This window comes from Gordonia rubripertincta, from assembly GCF_038024875.1.
Classification (GTDB): Bacteria; Actinomycetota; Actinomycetes; order Mycobacteriales; family Mycobacteriaceae; genus Gordonia; species Gordonia rubripertincta.
Genome location: NZ_CP136136.1, coordinates 4,582,220 through 4,601,843, shown reverse-complemented (window position 1 = coordinate 4,601,843; position 19,624 = coordinate 4,582,220). Strand labels below are relative to the sequence as shown.

Annotated in this window: 14 protein-coding genes and 1 pseudogene; 11 read left to right on the top strand and 4 right to left on the bottom strand. The window is 68.0% G+C overall.

The window, feature by feature from the left end:
* Nucleotides 1-183 precede the first annotated feature (183 nt).
* The 5 genes and pseudogenes from ettA to RVF83_RS20910 all read left to right on the top strand — a co-directional run bounded on the left by ettA (nt 184) and on the right by RVF83_RS20910 (nt 10,265).
* Nucleotides 184-1,857, top strand: coding sequence for an energy-dependent translational throttle protein EttA (ettA, locus tag RVF83_RS20930; protein WP_005198902.1), 1,674 nt, complete (start codon nt 184-186; stop codon nt 1,855-1,857).
* 38 nt (nt 1,858-1,895) lie between these two features.
* On the top strand, nt 1,896-6,644 hold the full coding sequence (locus RVF83_RS20925) for an NAD-glutamate dehydrogenase (protein WP_005198903.1): 4,749 nt from the start codon (nt 1,896-1,898) through the stop codon (nt 6,642-6,644).
* 61 nt (nt 6,645-6,705) lie between these two features.
* Nucleotides 6,706-8,989 (top strand): annotated as a pseudogene (locus RVF83_RS20920) (molybdopterin-dependent oxidoreductase).
* Nucleotides 8,990-9,108: 119 nt separating this feature from the next.
* Complete coding sequence (locus RVF83_RS20915; RefSeq protein ID WP_005198906.1) at nt 9,109-9,579, top strand: acyl-CoA thioesterase; 471 nt, start codon at nt 9,109-9,111, stop codon at nt 9,577-9,579.
* Entirely contained in the window at nt 9,579-10,265 is a 687-nt protein-coding gene (locus tag RVF83_RS20910; RefSeq protein ID WP_005198907.1) for a hypothetical protein, read from the top strand. Before RVF83_RS20915 ends, RVF83_RS20910 begins: the two co-directional genes overlap by 1 nt.
* A 7-nt stretch (nt 10,266-10,272) precedes the next feature.
* Here RVF83_RS20910 and RVF83_RS20905 read toward each other — a convergent pair whose 3' ends face one another.
* Nucleotides 10,273-12,306 carry an alpha-amylase family glycosyl hydrolase gene (locus RVF83_RS20905; RefSeq protein WP_005198908.1) on the bottom strand — a complete coding sequence of 678 codons (2,034 nt, stop codon included), beginning with the start codon at nt 12,304-12,306 and terminating at the stop codon, nt 10,273-10,275.
* Between the two features lie 100 nt (nt 12,307-12,406).
* Nucleotides 12,407-12,835, bottom strand: a complete 429-nt coding sequence (locus RVF83_RS20900; RefSeq protein ID WP_039880513.1) for a globin — start codon at nt 12,833-12,835, stop codon at nt 12,407-12,409.
* Between the two features lie 18 nt (nt 12,836-12,853).
* On the opposite strand from RVF83_RS20900, the gene RVF83_RS20895 reads away from it, so the two are divergent.
* The 4 genes from RVF83_RS20895 to RVF83_RS20880 all read left to right on the top strand — a co-directional run bounded on the left by RVF83_RS20895 (nt 12,854) and on the right by RVF83_RS20880 (nt 14,467).
* Entirely contained in the window at nt 12,854-12,988 is a 135-nt protein-coding gene (locus tag RVF83_RS20895; protein ID WP_255220662.1) for a hypothetical protein, read from the top strand.
* Nucleotides 12,985-13,584: an HNH endonuclease gene (locus RVF83_RS20890; RefSeq protein ID WP_005198910.1), complete on the top strand. Its 600-nt coding sequence runs from the start codon at nt 12,985-12,987 to the stop codon at nt 13,582-13,584. Before RVF83_RS20895 ends, RVF83_RS20890 begins: the two co-directional genes overlap by 4 nt.
* A gap of 153 nt (nt 13,585-13,737) precedes the next feature.
* Entirely contained in the window at nt 13,738-13,986 is a 249-nt protein-coding gene (locus tag RVF83_RS20885) for a hypothetical protein (RefSeq protein WP_005198911.1), read from the top strand.
* Nucleotides 13,973-14,467, top strand: coding sequence for a DUF5130 domain-containing protein (locus RVF83_RS20880; RefSeq protein WP_005198912.1), 495 nt, complete (start codon nt 13,973-13,975; stop codon nt 14,465-14,467). The genes RVF83_RS20885 and RVF83_RS20880 overlap by 14 nt, the downstream gene beginning before the upstream one ends.
* Nucleotides 14,468-14,540: 73 nt before the next feature.
* Here the strand turns inward: RVF83_RS20880 and RVF83_RS20875 are convergent, their stop codons facing one another.
* On the bottom strand, nt 14,541-15,605 hold the full coding sequence (locus tag RVF83_RS20875; RefSeq protein WP_005198913.1) for a fatty acid desaturase family protein: 1,065 nt from the start codon (nt 15,603-15,605) through the stop codon (nt 14,541-14,543).
* Nucleotides 15,606-15,798: 193 nt separating this feature from the next.
* Nucleotides 15,799-17,199, bottom strand: coding sequence for a C4-dicarboxylate transporter DctA (locus RVF83_RS20870; RefSeq protein WP_005198914.1), 1,401 nt, complete (start codon nt 17,197-17,199; stop codon nt 15,799-15,801).
* A 176-nt stretch (nt 17,200-17,375) separates the two neighbouring features.
* Here RVF83_RS20870 and RVF83_RS20865 point away from each other — a divergent pair, with 176 nt between their 5' ends.
* Nucleotides 17,376-18,938, top strand: a complete 1,563-nt coding sequence (locus RVF83_RS20865) for a sensor histidine kinase (RefSeq protein WP_005198915.1) — start codon at nt 17,376-17,378, stop codon at nt 18,936-18,938.
* On the top strand, nt 18,935-19,621 hold the full coding sequence (locus RVF83_RS20860; RefSeq protein ID WP_005198916.1) for a response regulator: 687 nt from the start codon (nt 18,935-18,937) through the stop codon (nt 19,619-19,621). Before RVF83_RS20865 ends, RVF83_RS20860 begins: the two co-directional genes overlap by 4 nt.
* Nucleotides 19,622-19,624 lie beyond the last annotated feature (3 nt).

The window sequence follows — 19,624 nt, the reverse complement described above, 5'->3', positions numbered from 1 at the left end:
CGTCGCGCCCGGCATCCGGCCAAATGCGCGGCCCGGTCCGGGCGGAGCGGGTCACCGGGCGACGGGCCCGCCGGGGCCGACCACTAGGCTGGGGCCTATGTATGCGCACCGACCGTGCGTGCGCCAGAGCATCTCAAATTGCTGACATCTACCCGCATCGAGCAGGTCCGAAGGAGTTTTCACGTGGCTGAGTTCATCTACACCATGAAGAAGGTGCGCAAGGCGCACGGCGACAAGGTCATCCTCGACGACGTCACCATGTCCTTCTACCCGGGCGCCAAGATCGGCGTCGTCGGTCCCAACGGTGCAGGTAAGTCGTCGATCCTGAAGATCATGGCGGGCCTCGATCAGCCGTCGAACGGTGAGGCCTTTCTCGACCCGGACGCCACCGTCGGCATCCTGCTCCAGGAGCCCCCGCTCAACGAGGAGAAGACGGTCAAGGAGAACGTCGAAGAGGGCATGGGCGAGATCAAGGTGAAGCTCGACCGCTTCAACGAGATCGCCGAACAGCTCGCGACCGACTACTCCGACGAGCTGATGGAGGAGATGGGCAAGCTCCAGGAAGACCTGGACAACAACGACGCCTGGGACCTCGACTCGCAGCTCGAGCAGGCCATGGACGCCCTGCGCTGTCCGCCCGCCGACTCGCCGGTCACCCACCTCTCCGGTGGTGAGCGCCGCCGCGTCGCGCTGTGCAAGCTGCTGCTGCAGAAGCCCGACCTGCTGCTCCTCGACGAGCCCACCAACCACCTCGACGCCGAGTCGGTGCTGTGGCTCGAGCAGTTCCTCGCCTCCTACCCGGGCGCCGTCCTGGCCGTGACACACGACCGGTACTTCCTCGATCACGTCGCGCAGTGGATCTGTGAGGTCGACCGCGGCAAGCTGCACCCCTACGAGGGCAATTACTCCACGTACCTGGAGAAGAAGGCCGAGCGTCTCGAGGTCCAGGGCAAGAAGGACCAGAAGCTGCAGAAGCGCCTCAAGGAAGAGCTCGCCTGGGTCCGTTCGGGTTCGAAGGCCCGCCAGACCAAGAACAAGGCCCGACTCGCCCGCTACGAGGAGATGGCCGCCGAGGCCGAGAAGACGAGGAAGCTCGACTTCGAAGAGATCCAGATCCCGACGCCGCCGCGCCTCGGCGACGTGGTGGTCGAGGTCTCCCACCTCGACAAGGGCTTCGAGGGCCGTGTCCTCATCAAGGACCTGTCCTTCACGCTGCCGCGCAACGGCATCGTCGGCGTGATCGGCCCCAACGGTGTCGGTAAGACCACGCTGTTCAAGACCATCGTCGGTCTCGAGGAGCCCGACTCGGGCACCGTCAAGGTCGGCGAGACGGTCAAGCTGAGCTACGTCGACCAGACGCGCGCCAACATCGACCCCAAGAAGAACGTGTGGGAGGTCGTCTCCGACGGACTCGACTTCATCGAGGTCGGCCAGAACGAGATGCCGTCGCGCGCCTACGTCAGTGCCTTCGGCTTCAAGGGCCCGGATCAGCAGAAGAAGGCCGAGGTGCTCTCCGGTGGTGAGCGCAACCGCCTGAACCTCGCGCTCACCCTGAAAGAGGGCGGCAACCTGATCCTGCTCGACGAGCCGACCAACGACCTCGACGTCGAGACCCTGGGATCGCTGGAGAACGCGCTCGAGAACTTCCCCGGCTGTGCCGTGGTCATCAGCCACGACCGCTGGTTCCTGGACCGCACCTGTACCCACATCCTGGCGTGGGAGGGCAACGTCGAAGAAGGAAAGTGGTTCTGGTTCGAGGGCAACTTCGAGGCATATGAAGCGAACAAGATCGAGCGACTCGGCGCCGACGCGGCACGCCCGCACCGGGTGACCCACCGCAAACTCACCCGCGATTAATACCGGCCCGTCCGGCACGGGTGACTAGCATCGGCGATGTGACCTCACTCGTGCCGGACGCGGTGAACCACTACTTCAAGTCCCGGGCCGAAGGCTCCGGGGCGGACAGCGCCGCCGAGCAGGTGGTGCGTCACCTTGACGTCGCGACCCGGCGCGACCCCGGCCAGGCACTGGTCGAGGTCGCCGTGGACGAGGGCGGCGCGGTCGAGATCGTCGTCGTCAACGACGACATGCCGATGCTCGTGGAGGCGGTGCTGGCGACCGTCGAGGCACACGACCTCTCCATCGACCGCATGGACCATCCGGTCATGCCGGTGCAACGCGACACCGACGGCCGGCTCGAGGCGATCGATGACGGGCCCGGCGCCGTCTGGGAGTCCTGGATCTTCGTCGGCGGGCTCGCCGGACATCCCGGCGTCGACCCGGATGTGCTCCGATCGGACCTCCTCGAGGTCGTGTTCCGGGTGGGCGACGTCGACCACGACGCCGCCCGGATGCGGTCGCGGATGACATCCTGTGCCGCCGACCTGTCGGTGGCACCGGTGCGCGAGTCCACCGGCATCCGCAACACCGACCGCTACGAGTACGCCAAACTCCTCGAATGGTTCGCCGGGAACCATTTCCACCCCCTCGGCTACACCCGGGTGGGCACCGACGGCGCCGGGGACGGCGACGAGCGGCTCGGTGTCTGGCGCACCGACTCCATCAACCGGGACTTCCCGTCGGTGACCACGCGGCCACTGCTCCCACGAGCGAGTCGGATCTTCGTCGCCACTGGCATCCAACGGTCGAATTTCCCTGTGCTGCTGCAGGTCCCGGCCTTCGATTCGCACGGCAACTACGACGGTGAGCACCGGTTCCTCGGCACGCTGACCTCCTCCGGTCTGCACCAGACCGTGCTCGACGTCCCGGTCCTGCGTACCAAGGTGCACGATGTGCTCGCGCGGGCAGGTGTCGACGAGGACTCCTTCGCTGGGCAGTCCATGATCGAGCTGTTGCAGAACTATCCGGTGGTGGAGATGTTCGCCTCCACCACCGACGAGCTCGCCCGTCGCGTCACCGAGATGCTCGACGCGGTCGCGACCCGCTCGCTGCGGCTGTTCGTGCGGACCAACGTCGACGGCAAAACCGCGGTCGCCCTCATCTACCTACCGCGGGATCGCTACAACACCCAGAGTCGACTCGCCCTCGAACGTGCCCTCATGGACGAATTGCACGGCAGCGCACTCGAATACACGGCTCGTGTGAGCGAGATGCCGCTCGCCCTCCTCCAGGTGCTGGTCTGTATCGAACCGGGCGCCGCATCCGAACTGGGATCGGTGGACACCGGGTCGCCCGCGCATGCCCGGATGCAGGCGGCTCTCGCGGCGGCGATCCGTGGCTGGGACGAACGTGTCCGGGAACTCGCCGCGACCCTCGGCGACCGGTTCGGGCCGTCTTCCAGCGGTCCGGAGCTCCTTCTGCGACAACTACCCTCACTCTCCGACGACTACAAGGAGATCCGCAAACCCCAGGACGCCCTCGAGGACCTGATCCACGTCGTCTCCCTCGAACCGGGCGCGCTCGCGGTGACACTCGACGCCACCGAGGAGCGCGGGCCGGGCGACCGCCACCGCTGGCGGTTCACCCTCTACCTGTGTGGGGAATCGGCGACCCTCACCGACGTCCTGCCGGTGCTGCACAGTCTAGGCCTCGACGTTCTCGAAGAGCATCCGTACGAGATCCGGCGATCCGACGACACCGTCTGCTGGGCCTACGAGTTCATCGTGCAACTCGCCGCCGGGATGTCGGTGGACCTCGACCATGCCGACGACCTCGAGGAGCGCTTCACGGAGGCGTTCCGTCGGATCTGGGTCGCCGCAGCAGAAGTCGACGACTACAACGAGCTGATCATCCGCTGCGGCCTGGACTGGCGATCGGCGGCCATGCTGCGTGCCTACGGGCAGTACCTGAGGCAGTGCGGATTCTCCTACAGCACAGCCCATGTCGCGAACGTGCTGGGTTGTCATCCACAGATCACCCGCGGGCTGGTCGATCTGTTCGTGGCGTCTTTCGACCCGGTCGCCGCCGATCTCGACCGGCGCGAGCGGGTGAGCGAGCAACTCCGGGCCGACATCGGCACGGTGCTGAGTCTCGACGCCGATCGCGTCGTGTCGGCCTTCGCGGCCGTCATGACGGCGACGTCACGGACCAACTACTTCGTGACGGACACAACCGGTGAAGGGTTTCGCGAGCATCGTCCGGTGATCTCGTTCAAGCTCCGGCCCCGCGAGATCCCGCAGACCCCCGAACCCCGTCCGCTGCACGAGATCTTCGTGTACTCGCCTCGGGTCGAGGGCGTCCACCTGCGGTTCGGTGCGGTGGCGCGCGGTGGGCTGCGCTGGTCGGATCGCAAGGAGGATTTCCGTACCGAGATCCTCGGCCTGGTGAAGGCTCAGGCCGTCAAGAACGCCGTCATCGTCCCCCTCGGCGCGAAGGGCGGATTCGTCGTCAAACGCCCGCCGGCGCCGACCGGGGACGCCGCAACCGACCGGGATGCGCAGCGCGCGGAGGGGATCGCCTGTTACCGACAGTTCATCTCGGGTCTGCTCGACATCACCGACAACATCGACCGCTCGACCGGCGAGGTCATCCCGGCACGGGGTGTGGTCCGGCTCGACTCCGACGACACCTACCTGGTCGTCGCGGCCGACAAGGGCACCGCGGCGTTCTCCGACATCGCCAACGAGATGTCACAGTCATACGGCTTCTGGCTCGGTGACGCGTTCGCCTCGGGCGGTTCGGCCGGTTACGACCACAAGGCCATGGGCATCACCGCGCGCGGTGCCTGGGAATCGGTCAAACGGCATTTCCGGGAGATGGGCGTCGACACCCAGACGCAGGACTTCACGGTCGTCGGAATCGGCGACATGAGCGGGGACGTGTTCGGCAACGGCATGCTGCTCAGCGAGCACATCCGGCTCGTCGCCGCCTTCGATCACCGGCACATCTTCGTCGACCCGGACCCGGTCGCGGACCGATCCTTCACCGAACGCCGCAGGTTGTTCGAGCTGCCGCGATCGTCGTGGGCCGACTACGACACCGATCTGATCGGCGTGGGCGGCGGGGTGTGGTCCCGCGACCGCAAGTCGATCCCCGTCAGTGCGGAGATGGCGGCCGCACTCGGCATCGACGAGGGCGTCGACGAGCTCTCGCCGCCCGAACTGATCCGCGCGATCCTGCTCGCGCCGGTCGACCTGCTGTGGAACGGCGGGATCGGCACCTACGTCAAGGCGTCGACGGAATCCCACGGGGACGTCGGCGACAAGTCGAACGACGCGATCCGCGTCGACGGTGATCAGGTGCGGGCCAAGGTGATCGGAGAGGGCGGCAACCTCGGGGTCACCGAGCGCGGCCGGATCGAGTTCGATCTCGCGGGCGGCCGGATCAACACCGACGCGCTCGACAACTCGGCAGGCGTCGACTGCTCGGACCACGAGGTCAACATCAAGATCCTGCTCGACTCGGCGGTGTCGGGCGGTGCGCTCGATCCCGGCGACCGGAACCCGCTGCTCGAATCGATGACCGACGACGTCGCCGACCTCGTTCTCGCCGACAACATCTCGCAGAACTCGGAGCTGGGGTTCTGCCGCACCTTCGAGCTGACCCGCGTCGAGGTGCACGCACGGATGCTCGACCAGCTCTCCCGCGAACGCGGCATCGACCTTCGGCTCGAAGCCCTTCCGCAAGCGCGGGAGCTCCGCAAGCGGTTCGAGGGGGAGCTGCACCGCGGACTCACCTCACCGGAGTTCGCGACCCTGATGGCGCACGTCAAACTCGAGGCGAAGTCGGACCTGCTGGCCAGCGACCTCCCCGACAACGACGTTTTCGCCCCACGCGTCGCCCGCTACTTCCCGCAAGCCCTGCGCGAGACGTACGGCGAGCAGATCAACTCCCACCGGCTGCGACGGCAGATCGTCACGACGACCCTCGTCAACGACGTCATCGATCACGCCGGGATGACGCACTTGTTCCGGTTGAGCGAGGGCGCGGGGTGCACAACCGAAGAAGGTGTCCGCGCCTACGTCGTGTCCAACAGGATCTTCGGCATGGGCGAGGTCTTCGAGAGCATCCGGCACGCACCGGCACCGGCCGAGGTCGTCGACGGGATGATGCTCTATGCCCGCCGGCTGCTGTTCCGGGCGTCGCGGTGGCTGCTCGCGTTCCGTCCGCAGCCGCTCGCCCTGGCTGCCGAGATCACCCGCTACTCCGATCGAATCACCCGGTTGTCCGCGTCCGTCGACGGGTGGCTGGGGGAGAGCTCCGCGAAGGACATCGCCGACCGGGTGCGCGTGTATGTCGACGAGGGGGTCCCCGACGACCTCGCCCGGACGGTAGCCGTCAGCCTGCACCGGTTCTGCCTGCTCGACATCATCGACGCCGCGGAGATCTCCGACCGCGATCCCGAAGAGGTCGGCGACCTCTACTTCGCGGTGATGGAACACTTCGGACTCGAGGAACTGCTCACCGCGGTGTCGAACCTGGACTACGGCGACCGCTGGCACGCGCTCGCCCGGCTGGCGGTTCGCGACGACATGCACGGCGCGCTACGGGCGCTCACCCTCAAGATCCTCGAGGTCAGCGAACCCGACGAGTCGAGCGACGAGAAGATCGCCGAATGGGAATCCTCCCAGTCGAACCGGCTCAGTCGCCTGCGCACCGTTCTCGATGAGATCGAGGAGACCGGGACCCTCGACCTCGCGACACTGTCGGTCGCTGCACGGCAACTCCGGAGTGTGATTCGCTGACGCGTTTCCCCCCTGGTCCGTTTCGGCCCCGCCACCCGATGCCCGGGCCTAGCCTGGGCTCATGACGCGCACGGCCCCGCGAATCTGCCCGCTCTGCGAAGCGACCTGCGGGTTGTCCCTCGTTGTCGACGTCCACGGCGGCCCGATCGAGGAATACCGCCGAAGAGGACGGACACCCGCGTGAGCACGTGACCGGTGCCCGCGGCGACGCCGACGACGTGTTCAGCCATGGCTACATCTGTCCCAAGGGGGCGAGCTTCGCACAACTCGACAACGACCCGGATCGTCTCGAACGCCCGCTGGTCAAACGGGGCGGACGGTTCGTCGAGGTCGATTGGGACGAGGCGCTCGACGAAGCGGTCACCCGCCTGCGCACGGTCATCGACGCTCACGGTGGATCGTCGGTCGGGTTCTACCTCGGCAACCCGTCGGCGCACACCATCGCGGGCACCATGTACGCGCCGCTGCTCGCGCGGGCGATCGGCACCCGCAACGTGTTCAGCGCCGGCACCCTCGACCAGATGCCCAAGCAGGCGGCGTCGGGATAGCTGTTCGGTCACGCCGGGACCTTCGCCGTCCCCGATCTCGACCGCACCGATCACCTGGTGATCATCGGCGCGAATCCCGTTGTCTCCAACGGCAGTATGGCCACCGCCGCGAACTTCCCCGGCAAGCTGAACGCCCTCCGGCATCGCGGCGGACGACTCACGGTCATCGACCCGGCGCGCACCCGCACCGCTCGTCTGGCAGATACCCACCTCGCACCACGCCCGGGAACCGACGCCGCATTGCTGGCCGCCGTCGTCACCTGCCTGTTCGACGAGGGACTGGTCGCCGACGAGCTCGGTGGAATCGCGCCCCACGTGCAAGGTGTCGACGAGTTACGCAGAGAGATCGTCGATCTCACGCCCGAGCGGGTGGCCTCGTACTGCGATGTGCCGGCCGAGGCCATCCGCGCGCTCGCCCGTGCGATCGCGGCGGCACCGACGGCGGCGGTCTACGGCCGACTGGGCACCACGGTCGTCGAGTTCGGCACCCTCGGCAGCTGGCTCATCGACGTGGTCAACGTCCTCACCGGCAACCTGGATCGGCCCGGCGGGGTCATGTTCCCGACGGCGCCGACCGCCCCCGCGCCCCGTCCGGCCCGACCGGGGCGCGGATTCCGGACCGGCCGCTGGCGCAGCCGGGTGTGGGGACATCCCGAGGTCGCGGGGGAGTTGCCCGCCGTCGCGATGGCAGAGGAGTTCGAGACACCCGGAGAGGCGCAACTGCGGGCACTGGTCACGGTCGCCGGCAACCCCGTGCTGTCGGCGCCCAACGGCCGCCGGCTGGCCACCGCGCTCGATGCCGCCGACGTCGTCGTGTGCGTCGACCCCAATCTCAACGAGACCACCCGGCATGCCGATGTCATCCTGCCGCCGCCGCGCCCCTCCCAGAGCCCGCACTTCGACGCGATCCTCAACAACCTCGCCGTACGCGCGAACGCCCGCTACTCGCCGCGGGTACTGCCGCTACCCGACGGCCGGCCCGACGAGATCGACATCGTGTGTCGCCTGATCCTCGGGATTTCCGGGGCGGGCGTCGACGCCGATCCGGGCCTCGTCGACGAGCAGGTCATCGCCGCGACCCTGGCCAAGGAGGTGACCGACCCGCATTCGCCGGTCGCCGGACGCGACGTCGAGACCCTCGTGGCGATGCTGCCCGAAGCGCCGGGCCACCAGCGCCGCCTGGACATGATGCTGCGGCTCGGTGCCTACGGCGACGGTTTCGGTGCACGGGAGGGCCTCACGTTCGCCGATGTCCTGGCCGCCCCGCACGGCATCGACCTCGGTCCGATGCGCCCGCGTCTGCCCGGGGTGCTCCGCACCGCGTCGGGAAAGGTCGAGCTGGCACCGGAGCCGCTGATCGGGGACCTCGCCCGGTTGCGTGCCGCAGTCGACGCCGAACACGAGTCGGGCGATCCGTCGCTCTTCCTCGTCGGGCGCCGTCACCTGCGGTCCAACAACAGCTGGATGCACAACCTGCCCGCACTCACCGGCGGGACCAATCGCTGCACCCTGCAGATGCACCCGGACGATGCGGCGCGCCTGGGCATCGACGGCGTCGCGACGGTCCGCGGCGCGGGCGGGTCGCTGACCGTCCCGGTCGAGCTCACCACCGACATCAAGCCCGGAGTCGCCTCGATGCCGCACGGCTGGGGTCACGACGACGCCGAGGCCCGCCTCTCCGTGGCGGCCGCGGAACCGGGGGTCAACGTGAACATCCTCAACGACGGGACACGGCTCGACCCGCTCTCGGGGACCGTCGTCCTCAACGGCGTGCGGGTCGAGGTCGGTCCCGCCTGAATCGCTCGCGGTCGTCACCGCCCGTCAGGGGTGCCGGGGCCCGCCGTGCGTAGGGTTGAGTCCGCGACGCCCGACGGCGTCGTAGCAGCAGATCCGGATCGACAGGGGATGGAACGCACGTGCTCAACGAGGACTCGGGGACCGCGACGACCGACGGCTACGTGGTGAAGGTCCCGGTGCGATGGTCGGACATGGACGTCTATCAGCACATCAACCACGCCCGGATGGTCACGCTGCTCGAGGAGGCGCGTATCCCGTGGCTGTTCCTCGACGGCCGGCCCACCGCGCCGCTGCGGGACGGCTGCCTCGTGGCCGACCTGCACGTGAAGTACCAGGCACAGCTGCGGCACTCCGAGGGGCCGATCGAGGTGACCATGTTCGTCGAGCGCCTGCGCGCCGTCGACTTCACCGTCGGCTACGAGGTCCGCGCGGCCGGGGCCGATCCCGCATCGAAACCGGCGGTCGTCGCCAGCACCCAGCTCGTCGCCTTCGACGTCGCCGGCCAGCGCATCGCACGGCTCACCCCGGAACAGAAGGACTACCTGAACTCGTTCCGCCGCGGCGACGACACGTCCACGAAGCAGCACTGATGGAACGGTTCATCCAGATCGCGGAGTCGGATCGCTCCAACGCGTCGGCGTTCCTCGCCCATGCCCAACGGCTCGACGACGCCGCCGTCGTGCGCGTCGTCGCCCGCTCGGATGGACTCGTCGCACTCTGGACACACACCGGATTCGAGGTGCTCGCGACCCGTGCGGTCTTCGGGCAGCTGGCACCAGCCGACATCGTCTGCGACGCGGCATCGCTGCACGCCGCGCTCGCCGCGGCTCCCGCAGGCGCACCGGTAGATCCCGGATTCTCCCTCGACTCCGCCTGGCGCGGTGCACTTCCCGCATCCGTCGGCTACCGACACGTCGACGACGTGCCCGCCCGCAGCATCGTCGGCCTGGCGCGCGACGGCGCCCGCGTGGCGCGCGAGGAGGGAAGTGCTCACGGACCCGCCACGGGTGTGCTCGACCAGGGCGTGCTCGAGGTCTCGACCGAGGACGGTGCGCTGCGCGCGGTCGTCACCATGCGCTCGCTCTTCGCCTTGACCGGGATGGGTTTCCTCCGCGACCGCGACGGGCGCGCGGTCACCGAGAGCTCACCGGTCGAGGACATCGACGCCGCGGAACCGGTCCGGATCCGCTTGTCGGCGGCCTGGATTCGGGTCGACGCCCGATACGGTTCGGTGTACCAGCGGCGTCACCGTGACCTGTCGGTCACGGTTCTATAGAGGATTCTCAGACCAGCCAGGCGGCGGCGTCGGGCGGCAGCATGCCGTCAACCAGCGGCGAACTGATCAGCAGGAGCTCACCCGGCGGCAGCGGAACCGGGACCTCGCCGGCGTTCAGTGCGCAGATCAGGAATCCCTCCGACCGCCGGAAGGCCAGGCAGCCCTCCGGTGCCTCGTACCAGTCGATCGAGTCGCCGGCGAATTCCGGTCGGTTGTAACGTAATTCGATGGCCGCTCGGTACAGCGACAGCATCGAGCCCACGTCCTCGAGCTGTGCCTCGGCGGTGAGTGACCGCCACGACTCCGGCATCGGCAACCAGGTGTCGGCCGACGAGCTGAAACCGAACGGCGGCTCGGTACCCTGCCACGGCAACGGAACCCGACATCCGTCGCGGCCGCGTTCGGCGTGACCCGACCGTTCCCACACCGGATCCTGGAGGGCCTCTTCGGGCAGATCGTCGACGTTGGGCAGGCCGAGTTCGGAACCGTTGTAGAGGAAGATCGAACCGGGCAGGGCCATCTCGACGACGAGCATCGCCCGGGCACGGCGTGTCCCGCGGTCGAGATCGAGTTCGCCGGTCGCGGGATGGGCGGGGGCGTACCGGGTCACCTCGCGTGCGACGTCATGGTTCGACAGCGTCCAGGTGGGCGTCCCCGACACCGACAGGACCGCGTCGAGGGAGTTCTCGATGGCCTCTCGGATCGCCTCGGATTCGAAAGGGGCCTTGGCGAGTCGGAAGTTGAAGCCCAGGTGCAGTTCGTCGGGGCGCAGGTATTCGGCGAATCGCTCGTTGTCGTTCACCCAGATCTCGCCGACGTTCGCAGCGCCCGGGTACTCGTCGAGGACCTTGCGGATCTTGCGGTGGATGTCGTGCACCGCATAGTTGTTGAACCGCGGATCGTCGTCGTCGTTGGAGAGCAGCGCGGTCTTGGTCAGGTCCATGTCGGGCAGGTCGGCGGGCTTGGCCATCCCGTGCGCGACGTCGATGCGGAAACCGTCGACCCCGCGATCCAGCCAGAACCGTAGTGTCTTCTCGAGATCTTCGAAGACCTCGGGGTTCTCCCAGTTCAGGTCGGGCTGCTCGGCGGCGAAGATGTGGAGGTACCACTGTCCGGGGCTGCCGTCGGCCTCGGTGACCCGGGTCCACGACGGCCCGCCGAAGATGCTGTGCCAGTTGTTCGGTGGCTCGTCGCCGTTCTCGCCGCGACCGTCGCGGAAGATGTACCGGTCGCGTTCCGGACTGCCCGGGCCGGCGGCGAGTGCGGCCCGGAACCACTCGTGCTGATCGCTGGTGTGGTTGGGGACGAGGTCCATCGTCACCCGGATGTCGCGGGCGTGGGCCTCGGCGATGAGGGCGTCGAAGGTGGCGAGATCGCCGAAGAGCGGGTCGATGTCGCGCGGATCGGCGACGTCGTAACCGTGGTCTGCCATCGGAGAGGTCATGATGGGGCTGAGCCAGATCGCGTCGATGCCCAGCAGTTCGAGATATCCGAGTTTGCCGATGACACCGGCGAGATCGCCGACACCGTCGCCGTTCGCGTCGCAGAACGACCGCGGATAGATCTGGTAGAAGACCGCGGACTTCCACCACGTGGTGTCGGTCGGGTCCAGCTGGGGCACCGACACGGTGGCCGGTTCGACTCGTGCCGCGATGGTTTCGACCTCAGGGACGAAATCGGCGTCCGGGTCGAGTTCGGCATCCGCCTCGGCCTCGATGGCCTCGTCATCGAGGGCATCCGGATCGGTCGTCGAGGGATCGACGACTTCCGGGTCGGCGGCCTCGGCGTCTGTGGTTGCGCGATCGTCGATTTCGGGATCGTCGGCTGCCGCGGCGTCCTCGGTGGGGACGGCGCTCACAGCGTCGACGGTCTCGGCATCCGATGCGTCTCCGGCGATCTCGGGGGTGTTTCCCGACAAGTCACTCACGTTGCCCTCGGTACCCGTGGTCTCCGGTACGTCGGTGTGTGCGCCGTCGGTCTGACCCCCGTCAGATGGCTCGGCGGGGACAACATCTGGTGTCTCATCGCTCACCGTGGTCATTCTGCCTTACCTGAGTTTTCGGCGAGAAATCCTGGTCAATCGGCGCGTCGTGCGCGTGTCGAGAGTTCGGGTGGCGAAAAGCCGAGGGTTCCCGCGGATCTCAGATCGGTGAGTTCATCATCGACTGGGCGGCCATCTCCATGTAGTCGACGAGTGCCTGCCGATGCGGTGGGTCCAGGGTCTCGTCGTCGATCGAGGCGATCGCGGTGTGCATGCACCGCAGCCAGGCGTCGCGCTCGATCGGGCCGACGCGATAGGGGTTGTGGCGCATGCGCAGCCTCGGATGGCCACGCTCCTCGGAGTAGGTCCGCGGACCACCCCAGTACTGCTCGAGGAACATCCGCAGCCGTCGCTCGGCGGGGCCGAGATCCTCCTCGGGGTACAGCGGGCGCAGCACTTCGTCCTTGGCCACCTCGGTATAGAAGACCTCGGTGAGCCGATGGAACGTCTCCGCGCCGCCGATCTCCTCGTAGAAGCTCCGCGGGGTCGGGTCGGGGGAGTTGCCGGATTCGCCAGTCACAGCCGCCATTGTCCCTACGACCGAGGGGTGCCTCAACGTCGCGTGCCGCCGGCGGGTCCGATCGAGGTGTCTTGCGGCGGATTCTCGCTGCACGACGCCGGCGTCCGTGGTGAACTTGTGCAGGTCAACCCGTTCACGCAGGCCTGGCGGGAGGTCGAATGACGCACCGGTCACATCACCAGACGAGCGAGGTGAGGCGGCTGCACGGAGGTGCCGCCTCGCCGGCGGCCGGGTCACGGTCGTGGACGCGCCGCCGGGTGCTGCTGCTCAACGCCACCTATGAGCCCCTGAGCGCGGTCACCATCCGCCGCGCCGTCGTCCTGATCCTGCGTGGCCGCGCCGACCTGGTCCACGCCGACGAATCCGCAGGCGCGTTCCACTCGGCCGCGACGGAGGTCGCGGTGCCGACGGTGATCCGGCTGCGGAACTACGTACGGGTCCCGTACCGCGCGACCGTCCCGATGACCCGCGCGGCGCTGATGCATCGAGACCGGTTCCGGTGCGGATACTGCGGCAAACACGCCACCACCATCGACCACGTCGTGCCGCGCAGTCGGGGCGGGGCGCACAACTGGGAGAACTGCGTCGCCTGCTGTGCGTCGTGCAATCACCGCAAGGCCGACCGCCTGCTCAGCGAGCTCGGCTGGACCCTGCGGAACCGGCCGGTCGCACCGAAAGGCCGGCACTGGGGGCTCATCGCCGCGGTCAAGGACATCGATCCGGCGTGGATGCAGTACATCGACGCCGGGGCTGCCTGAGGTGCGGGATCATTGCTGGAGAACTCCGCTCGGGCACTGTCTACGACGCGCTGTAGGGGTCGCTGCACCGGGCCGTGTGATGTGGGCTAGATTGATCAACGATGACCTGTGCCGACAACCGGCCGGGTCCGGCGCGACCATCGAAAGGGTGACATGGACAGCCTGATCGTCCCCATCGGAGTGCCAGTCACGATCGTGACGGTGCTCTTCGTCGTGCTCTGCGTTGTCGCGATGGTGTTCTCCGGCGGGGTCAAGTACCCGGAGGTCAAGGAGTACACCCTCGATCAGCAATGGGAGCATGCACCGCTTCTCTTCAGTGCCACCGACATCGAACCGATGGCACTTCCGCGGCACGCGGAACCCGGCGACGTTGATGGGAGCTCGGCAAGTGGCAAGTGGTGAGGTTTCGCACGCGAACGTGAGTGCAGAGGTCGCGGCCCGTTCGGCTGCCGAGCTGCCGCTCGGCGCCGTGATCACCAACAGCGGACGCATCTCGGCGGCCCGCTACCCGGGTGACGCACCGACGACGCCGCCCTTCAGCAAGAAGGACCTGATCGCCCTCGACGACACCCTGAAGGCCGCGAGCGAGAAGGCTCTCGTGCGCTTCTCGGTCTACATCGGGGATCTCGACGGTGACCTCGACGCGAGCGCCCGCGCCGTTCTGGCGAAGGCTCCCGAGCCCGCCCACGGCACGCTGATCGCGGTGTCGCCGAACACGCGCGACGTCGTCATCGTCTCCGGTAGCGAGGTGTCGAGCCGCGTCAACGACCGCGTCGCCGCACTCGGCGTCACCGCCGCGGTCACTGGCTTCCGTCAGGGCAACCTGATCGACGGCCTCATCGCGTCGCTGCGTGTCATGGCGACTGCCGCCGCCGGAGGCTAGTCCCCGCAGACCACGAAGAAGGCCGCTCCACCTCTCGGTGGGGCGGCCTCTTTCGTGTTCGAGGACTGTCGGATCAGCGATACATGCGGACCAGGGGACAGGTGAACGGATCGCGATCGGAGAGCCCGACCTGGTTGAGGTAGCGGATGACGATTGCGTAGGACCCGATGAGCGAGGTCTCGGTGTACTGCACGCCGTGCCGTGCGCAGTGGGCCCGGACCAGCGGCTGCACCTTCGCGAGGTTGGGTCGCGGCATGCTCGGGAACAGGTGGTGTTCGATCTGGTAGTTGAGCCCGCCCATCATGAAGTCGGTGACCGGACCGCCGCGGATGTTGCGCGACATCAGCACCTGCCGGCGCAGGAAGTCCACACGCATGTCCTTCGGAACCAACGGCATACCCTTGTGGTTCGGCGCGAACGAACCGCCCAGCAGGAGCCCGAACACCGCGAGCTGCACGGCGATGAACGCGACCGCGAGTCCGGGCGACATCACGAGGAACGGAACCGCGACGCCGAGGAGCAGGCGCAGCAGGATCAGCGAGATCTCGACGGCACGGTGCGGGACGGCGGTGCGTGCGGCGAGACCCTGGAGGCTCGCGACGTGGAGGGCGGCGCCCTCGAGTGTCAGCAGCGGGACGAAGAACCACCCCTGACGTCTGGTGAACCAGCCGTAGAGGCCCGTCCGCTCCTCGGCGATCGCCGGCACGAAGGCGATGGGGCCGTCGGCGATGTCGGGGTCGATGCCCACCTGGTTGGGGGCCTTGTGGTGACGGTTGTGCTTGTTCCGCCACCAGTGGAAGGAGAGACCCGCGCCCGCGGCGGCGAGAATCCGCGCGTTCCACTCGTTGGCGCCGGCGGAGGCGAACATCTGGCGGTGGGCGCCGTCGTGTCCGAGGAAGCCGAACTGGGTGCTCACCACGGCCAGGAGAGCCGCGGGCACGATCTGCCACCAGGTGTCGCCGAGCAGGACCACCGCCGTCCAGATCCCGACGAACGCGAGGACGGTCAGGGCGATCCGGGCGATGTAGAACCCGCGCCGACGGTCGAGCAGTCCTGATGCGCGGACCTCCGCGGCGAGTTCGGTGTAGGAACTCACGAACTTCGTGTCACGCGCATGCGACACAGCTGAAAGGGACAAGAGTGCGTACCTCTGGCCTTCTGATTGTTGCCAGGTACGCCGGAGAGATCAGCTTTCGGAACTGAGGCGCGTCACGAGAGACATGAACCGGAATTGCGATGCATCAAGGGGCGAGTCCCATCATGCCACGCTTCCGTGCGACGGGCCCGGCCCGCGTCGTCGTCGTGCGGGCCGGGCCTGCTCAAGACTCCGCTCAGGATCGCGGTGCGGAGGCCTCGAGCACCTTCTCGTGGGCTCCGGTCCCGGCCGAGTCGAGGTCGTCGTCGACCATGTTCGACTCGTCGAACGGAATGCGACCGGCGAGCACCTCGTCGACCTGGTGCTTGTCCATCGTCTTGGTCCAGGAACCGACCAGCAGAGTCGCCACCGCATTGCCGGAGAAGTTGGTGACCGCGCGCGCCTCGGACATGAACCGGTCGATACCGACGATCACGCCCACGCCCTCGAGCATCTCCGGGCGGTGCGCCTGCAGTCCGGCGGCGAGCGTCGCGAGTCCCGCGCCGCTGACGCCGGCGGCGCCCTTCGACGCGATGATCATGAACGCGAGCAGACCGATCTGCTCGCCGACCGACAGCGGGTCGCCCATCGCGTCGGCGATGAAGATCGAGGCCATCGTCAGGTAGATGGCGGTGCCGTCGAGGTTGAACGAGTACCCGGTGGGCACCACGACACCGACGGTCGTCTTCTCGACGCCGAGGTGTTCCATCTTGGCGATGAGACGCGGCAGCGCCGATTCCGACGACGACGTCGCGAAGATCAGCAGGTATTCGCGGGCCAGGTAGCGGACCAGACGGAAGATCGAGACCCCCGCGACGGTGCGGAGGAGCACGCCGAGCACGCCGAAGACGAAGACCAGGCAGGTGAGGTAGAAGGCCAGCATCAGGATCGCCAACTGCTGTACGGCCGCCCACCCGGTCTGGCCGACGACGTTCGCGATCGCGCCGAAGGCACCGATCGGAGCGACCCACAGCACCATGGTCAGCACCTTGAAGACCAGCTTCTGGAAATAGGAGACCGCGGTCAGGATCGGCTCGCCGGTGCGTCCCATCGCCTGGATCGCGAATCCGACGAGGAGCGCGACGAACAGAGCCTGCAGGACGCTGCCGTCGGTGAGGGCCGAGAGCATCGACTCCGGGATGATGCCCTGGATGAAGTCCATGGTGTCGCCCGATTCGTGGGCCTCCTTGGCGAGTTCCTCACCCTTGTCCGACATCGACGAGATGTTCAGGCCCTCACCGGGCTGGATGAGGTTGCCGACGACCAGTCCGATCGCCAGCGCAACCGTCGACATGATGAGGAAGTAGACGAACGCCAGACCACCCACCTTGCCCACCGTCGCGGCCTTGCGGACCGATCCGATGCCCAGCACGATCGTGCAGAAGATGACCGGCGCGATCATCATCTTGATGAGGCTGACGAACATGGTGCCCAGGACGCCGAGGTTCTTGCCGACCTCGGGGGCCACGAGACCGACGACGACGCCGGCGACCACCGCGATGATGACCGCGATGTAGAGCCAGTGTGTGCGGTCGCGCTTGGCCTGTGGGGCCTCGGCCTCCGCCGCCTCGTCACCGGCCTTCGGATATACGTTCATCGGCGATTCTCTCCTCGTGTACCGGGAACATGGGCGATTAGGATTGTGAACCGACCAGGTGACCACCGTCACGGTTCTGTTCATTACGTTCACCGCTGCCGGGAATAGCCCGATATGGGCCTTGCCAACCACGGCACGGCGAGTCACCACGGTCGGGACACGGATGAGGGGCGAGCATGCGGTGGTTCCCGCGGACGCTGGCCGGCCAGGTGGCGGCGCTCGCGCTGGTCGTCGTGGCGGTCGTGGTCGTGGCGGGGAGTGTGCTCGCGGCGATCGACGCGCGCGTCGACGGGGACCGGGCCGCCCGCGACGAGGTCACCGCGGTCGCGGTCAGCCTCGCCCAGGCGCCCTCGACGGTGTCCGCGCTCACCTCGCCGGACCCGAGCGCGATCCTGCAGCCGGTCACCGACCGGATCCGTCGGGAGACGGGCATGGCCTTCATCACCGTGCTGGGACCCGACCGGACGCGCTACACCCACACCGACCCGTCCCTGATCGGTGCGCCCTACATCGGCAGCGTCGACGCGGCTCTGCGCGGCGAGACGATCACCGAGACCTACACCGGCACCCTCGGTCCGTCGACCCGGACGATCACGCCGGTCCGGGGTCCCGACGGCCGGATCGTCGGCATGGTCGCCGCCGGCATCACCCAGCGTTCCCTGACGTCGACCTGGCGCGGGGAGCTCCCTCGGATCGCCGTCACCGCCCTCGCTGCCCTGCTGACGGCGGCCGCCGGCGTCTGGTGGATTCGACGACGCCTGTTGCGGCAGACCGGCGGACTCGCCCCGGACGACCTGCGCCTGATGTACGACCACCACGACGCGGTGCTGCGTGCGGTCCGCGAGGGCCTGATCGTTGTCGAGGACGGTCGGCCGGCGCTGGTCAATGCCGAGGCGCAACGCCTGCTCGGCATCGGAACCGACACGCCCGCACGCGAACTGCCGGACTTCCTGCGCGGGGACGGGGTCTCCGACGAGCTGCACGCCGAGGGCGGACGGGTGTTGCTCGTCAGCCGCTCGCCGGTGTCCGGGCGACGCGGCTCGTTGGTCGTCACGATCCGCGACCGGACCGAATTGGCCGAGGCCATGGGAGAGTTGGATTCGATGACCCGATTCGCCGAGGCACTCCGCTCCCAGGCGCACGAGTCGGCGAACCGGCTGCACACGCTGGTCGCACTGGTCGAGATGGGACGGCCGGAAGAGGCGGTCCGACTGGCGACCACCGAACTCGAACTGTCCCAACACCTCATCGACCGGATGACCCATGCGGTCGCCGAGCCGGCGCTCGTCGCGTTGCTCCTCGGGAAGAGTGCGCAAGCTGCCGAACGGGGAATTGCGTTCTCGCTCACCGAGGATTCCCAGGTGAGTGACGAGGCCACCCAGATCCTGTCACCGCGCGAGATGATCACCGTCGTGGGGAACCTCGTCGACAACGCCCTCGACGCCTGCGATCCGATCGATCCGTGGGTCGAGGTCGGGGTCATCGGGGACCACGATGCACTCGAGATCGTCGTCGCCGACAGCGGTCCCGGGATGGACGACGAGCTGTTCGGTCGCGCCACCGCCCGTGGCTATTCCACCAAGTCCGGCGGCGACGAGGCCGGGCGCGGACTCGGCCTGGCCCTCGTCGCGCAGGTCGTTGCTCGACACCGGGGGACGTTGACCGCCGAGAACACCTACGGTTCGGTGGTCACGGTGCGTATCCGGGCGGAGTCGTCAGGGGCAGTGGTGACCGGGTGATCCGCGTTCTGATCGTGGAGGACGAGCCGGTGATCGCCGAGGCGCACCGCGACTACCTCGCACGCATCGGCGGATTCGAGGTCGTGGGCGCGGTGACCACCGCGCAGGAGGCGTTGCGCGCCGCGCGGACTCATGGCGTCGACCTGGTGCTGCTCGACCTCGGTCTTCCCGACGCCCGGGGCACCGACCTCGCCTCCGCCCTGTCCGGGGTGCGTCCGGCCCCAGACGTCGTCGCCATCACCGCGCAGCGGGATCTGCCGACCGTGCGCGCCGCGATGTCGCGCGGGGTGCTGCTCTACCTGCTCAAACCGTTCACGTTCGCGGCCTTCCGGGACAAGATCGAGCAGTATCTGCGTTACCGGGAGGCGTTGACCGGCGAGGCGGAGGCGGTCAGTCAGCGCGACGTAGACCGGGCACTGGCCGAGTTGCGTTCCGGCGATCACCGACGGACGGCGAAGAAGGGTTCGGCACCGCAGACCGAGGATGCGGTGTGTCGTGCCGTGCGGGACAGTGCCGACGGGCTCACCGCATCGGAAGCGGCTCGCGCGCTGGGATCTTCGCGGGTCACGGCATGGCGATATCTGGAACGACTCGCCGACGACGGCGTCCTCGACCGCGACACCCAGTACGGCTCGGCCGGCCGGCCGCAGGTGCGGTATCGGTGGAGGCGGGCCCGCAGGTGAGCG

Excerpts from the sequence above, each read along its gene's own strand:
- RVF83_RS20910 (WP_005198907.1), top strand. The coding sequence starts at position 9,579 with ATGGAACGGTTCATCCAGATCGCGGAGTCGGATCGCTCCAACGCGTCG.
- RVF83_RS20905 (WP_005198908.1), bottom strand. The coding sequence starts at position 12,306 with ATGACCACGGTGAGCGATGAGACACCAGATGTTGTCCCCGCCGAGCCA.
- RVF83_RS20900 (WP_039880513.1), bottom strand. The coding sequence starts at position 12,835 with ATGGCGGCTGTGACTGGCGAATCCGGCAACTCCCCCGACCCGACCCCG.
- RVF83_RS20890 (WP_005198910.1), top strand. The coding sequence starts at position 12,985 with ATGACGCACCGGTCACATCACCAGACGAGCGAGGTGAGGCGGCTGCAC.
- RVF83_RS20885 (WP_005198911.1), top strand. The coding sequence starts at position 13,738 with ATGGACAGCCTGATCGTCCCCATCGGAGTGCCAGTCACGATCGTGACG.
- RVF83_RS20870 (WP_005198914.1), bottom strand. The coding sequence starts at position 17,199 with ATGAACGTATATCCGAAGGCCGGTGACGAGGCGGCGGAGGCCGAGGCC.
- RVF83_RS20865 (WP_005198915.1), top strand. The coding sequence starts at position 17,376 with ATGCGGTGGTTCCCGCGGACGCTGGCCGGCCAGGTGGCGGCGCTCGCG.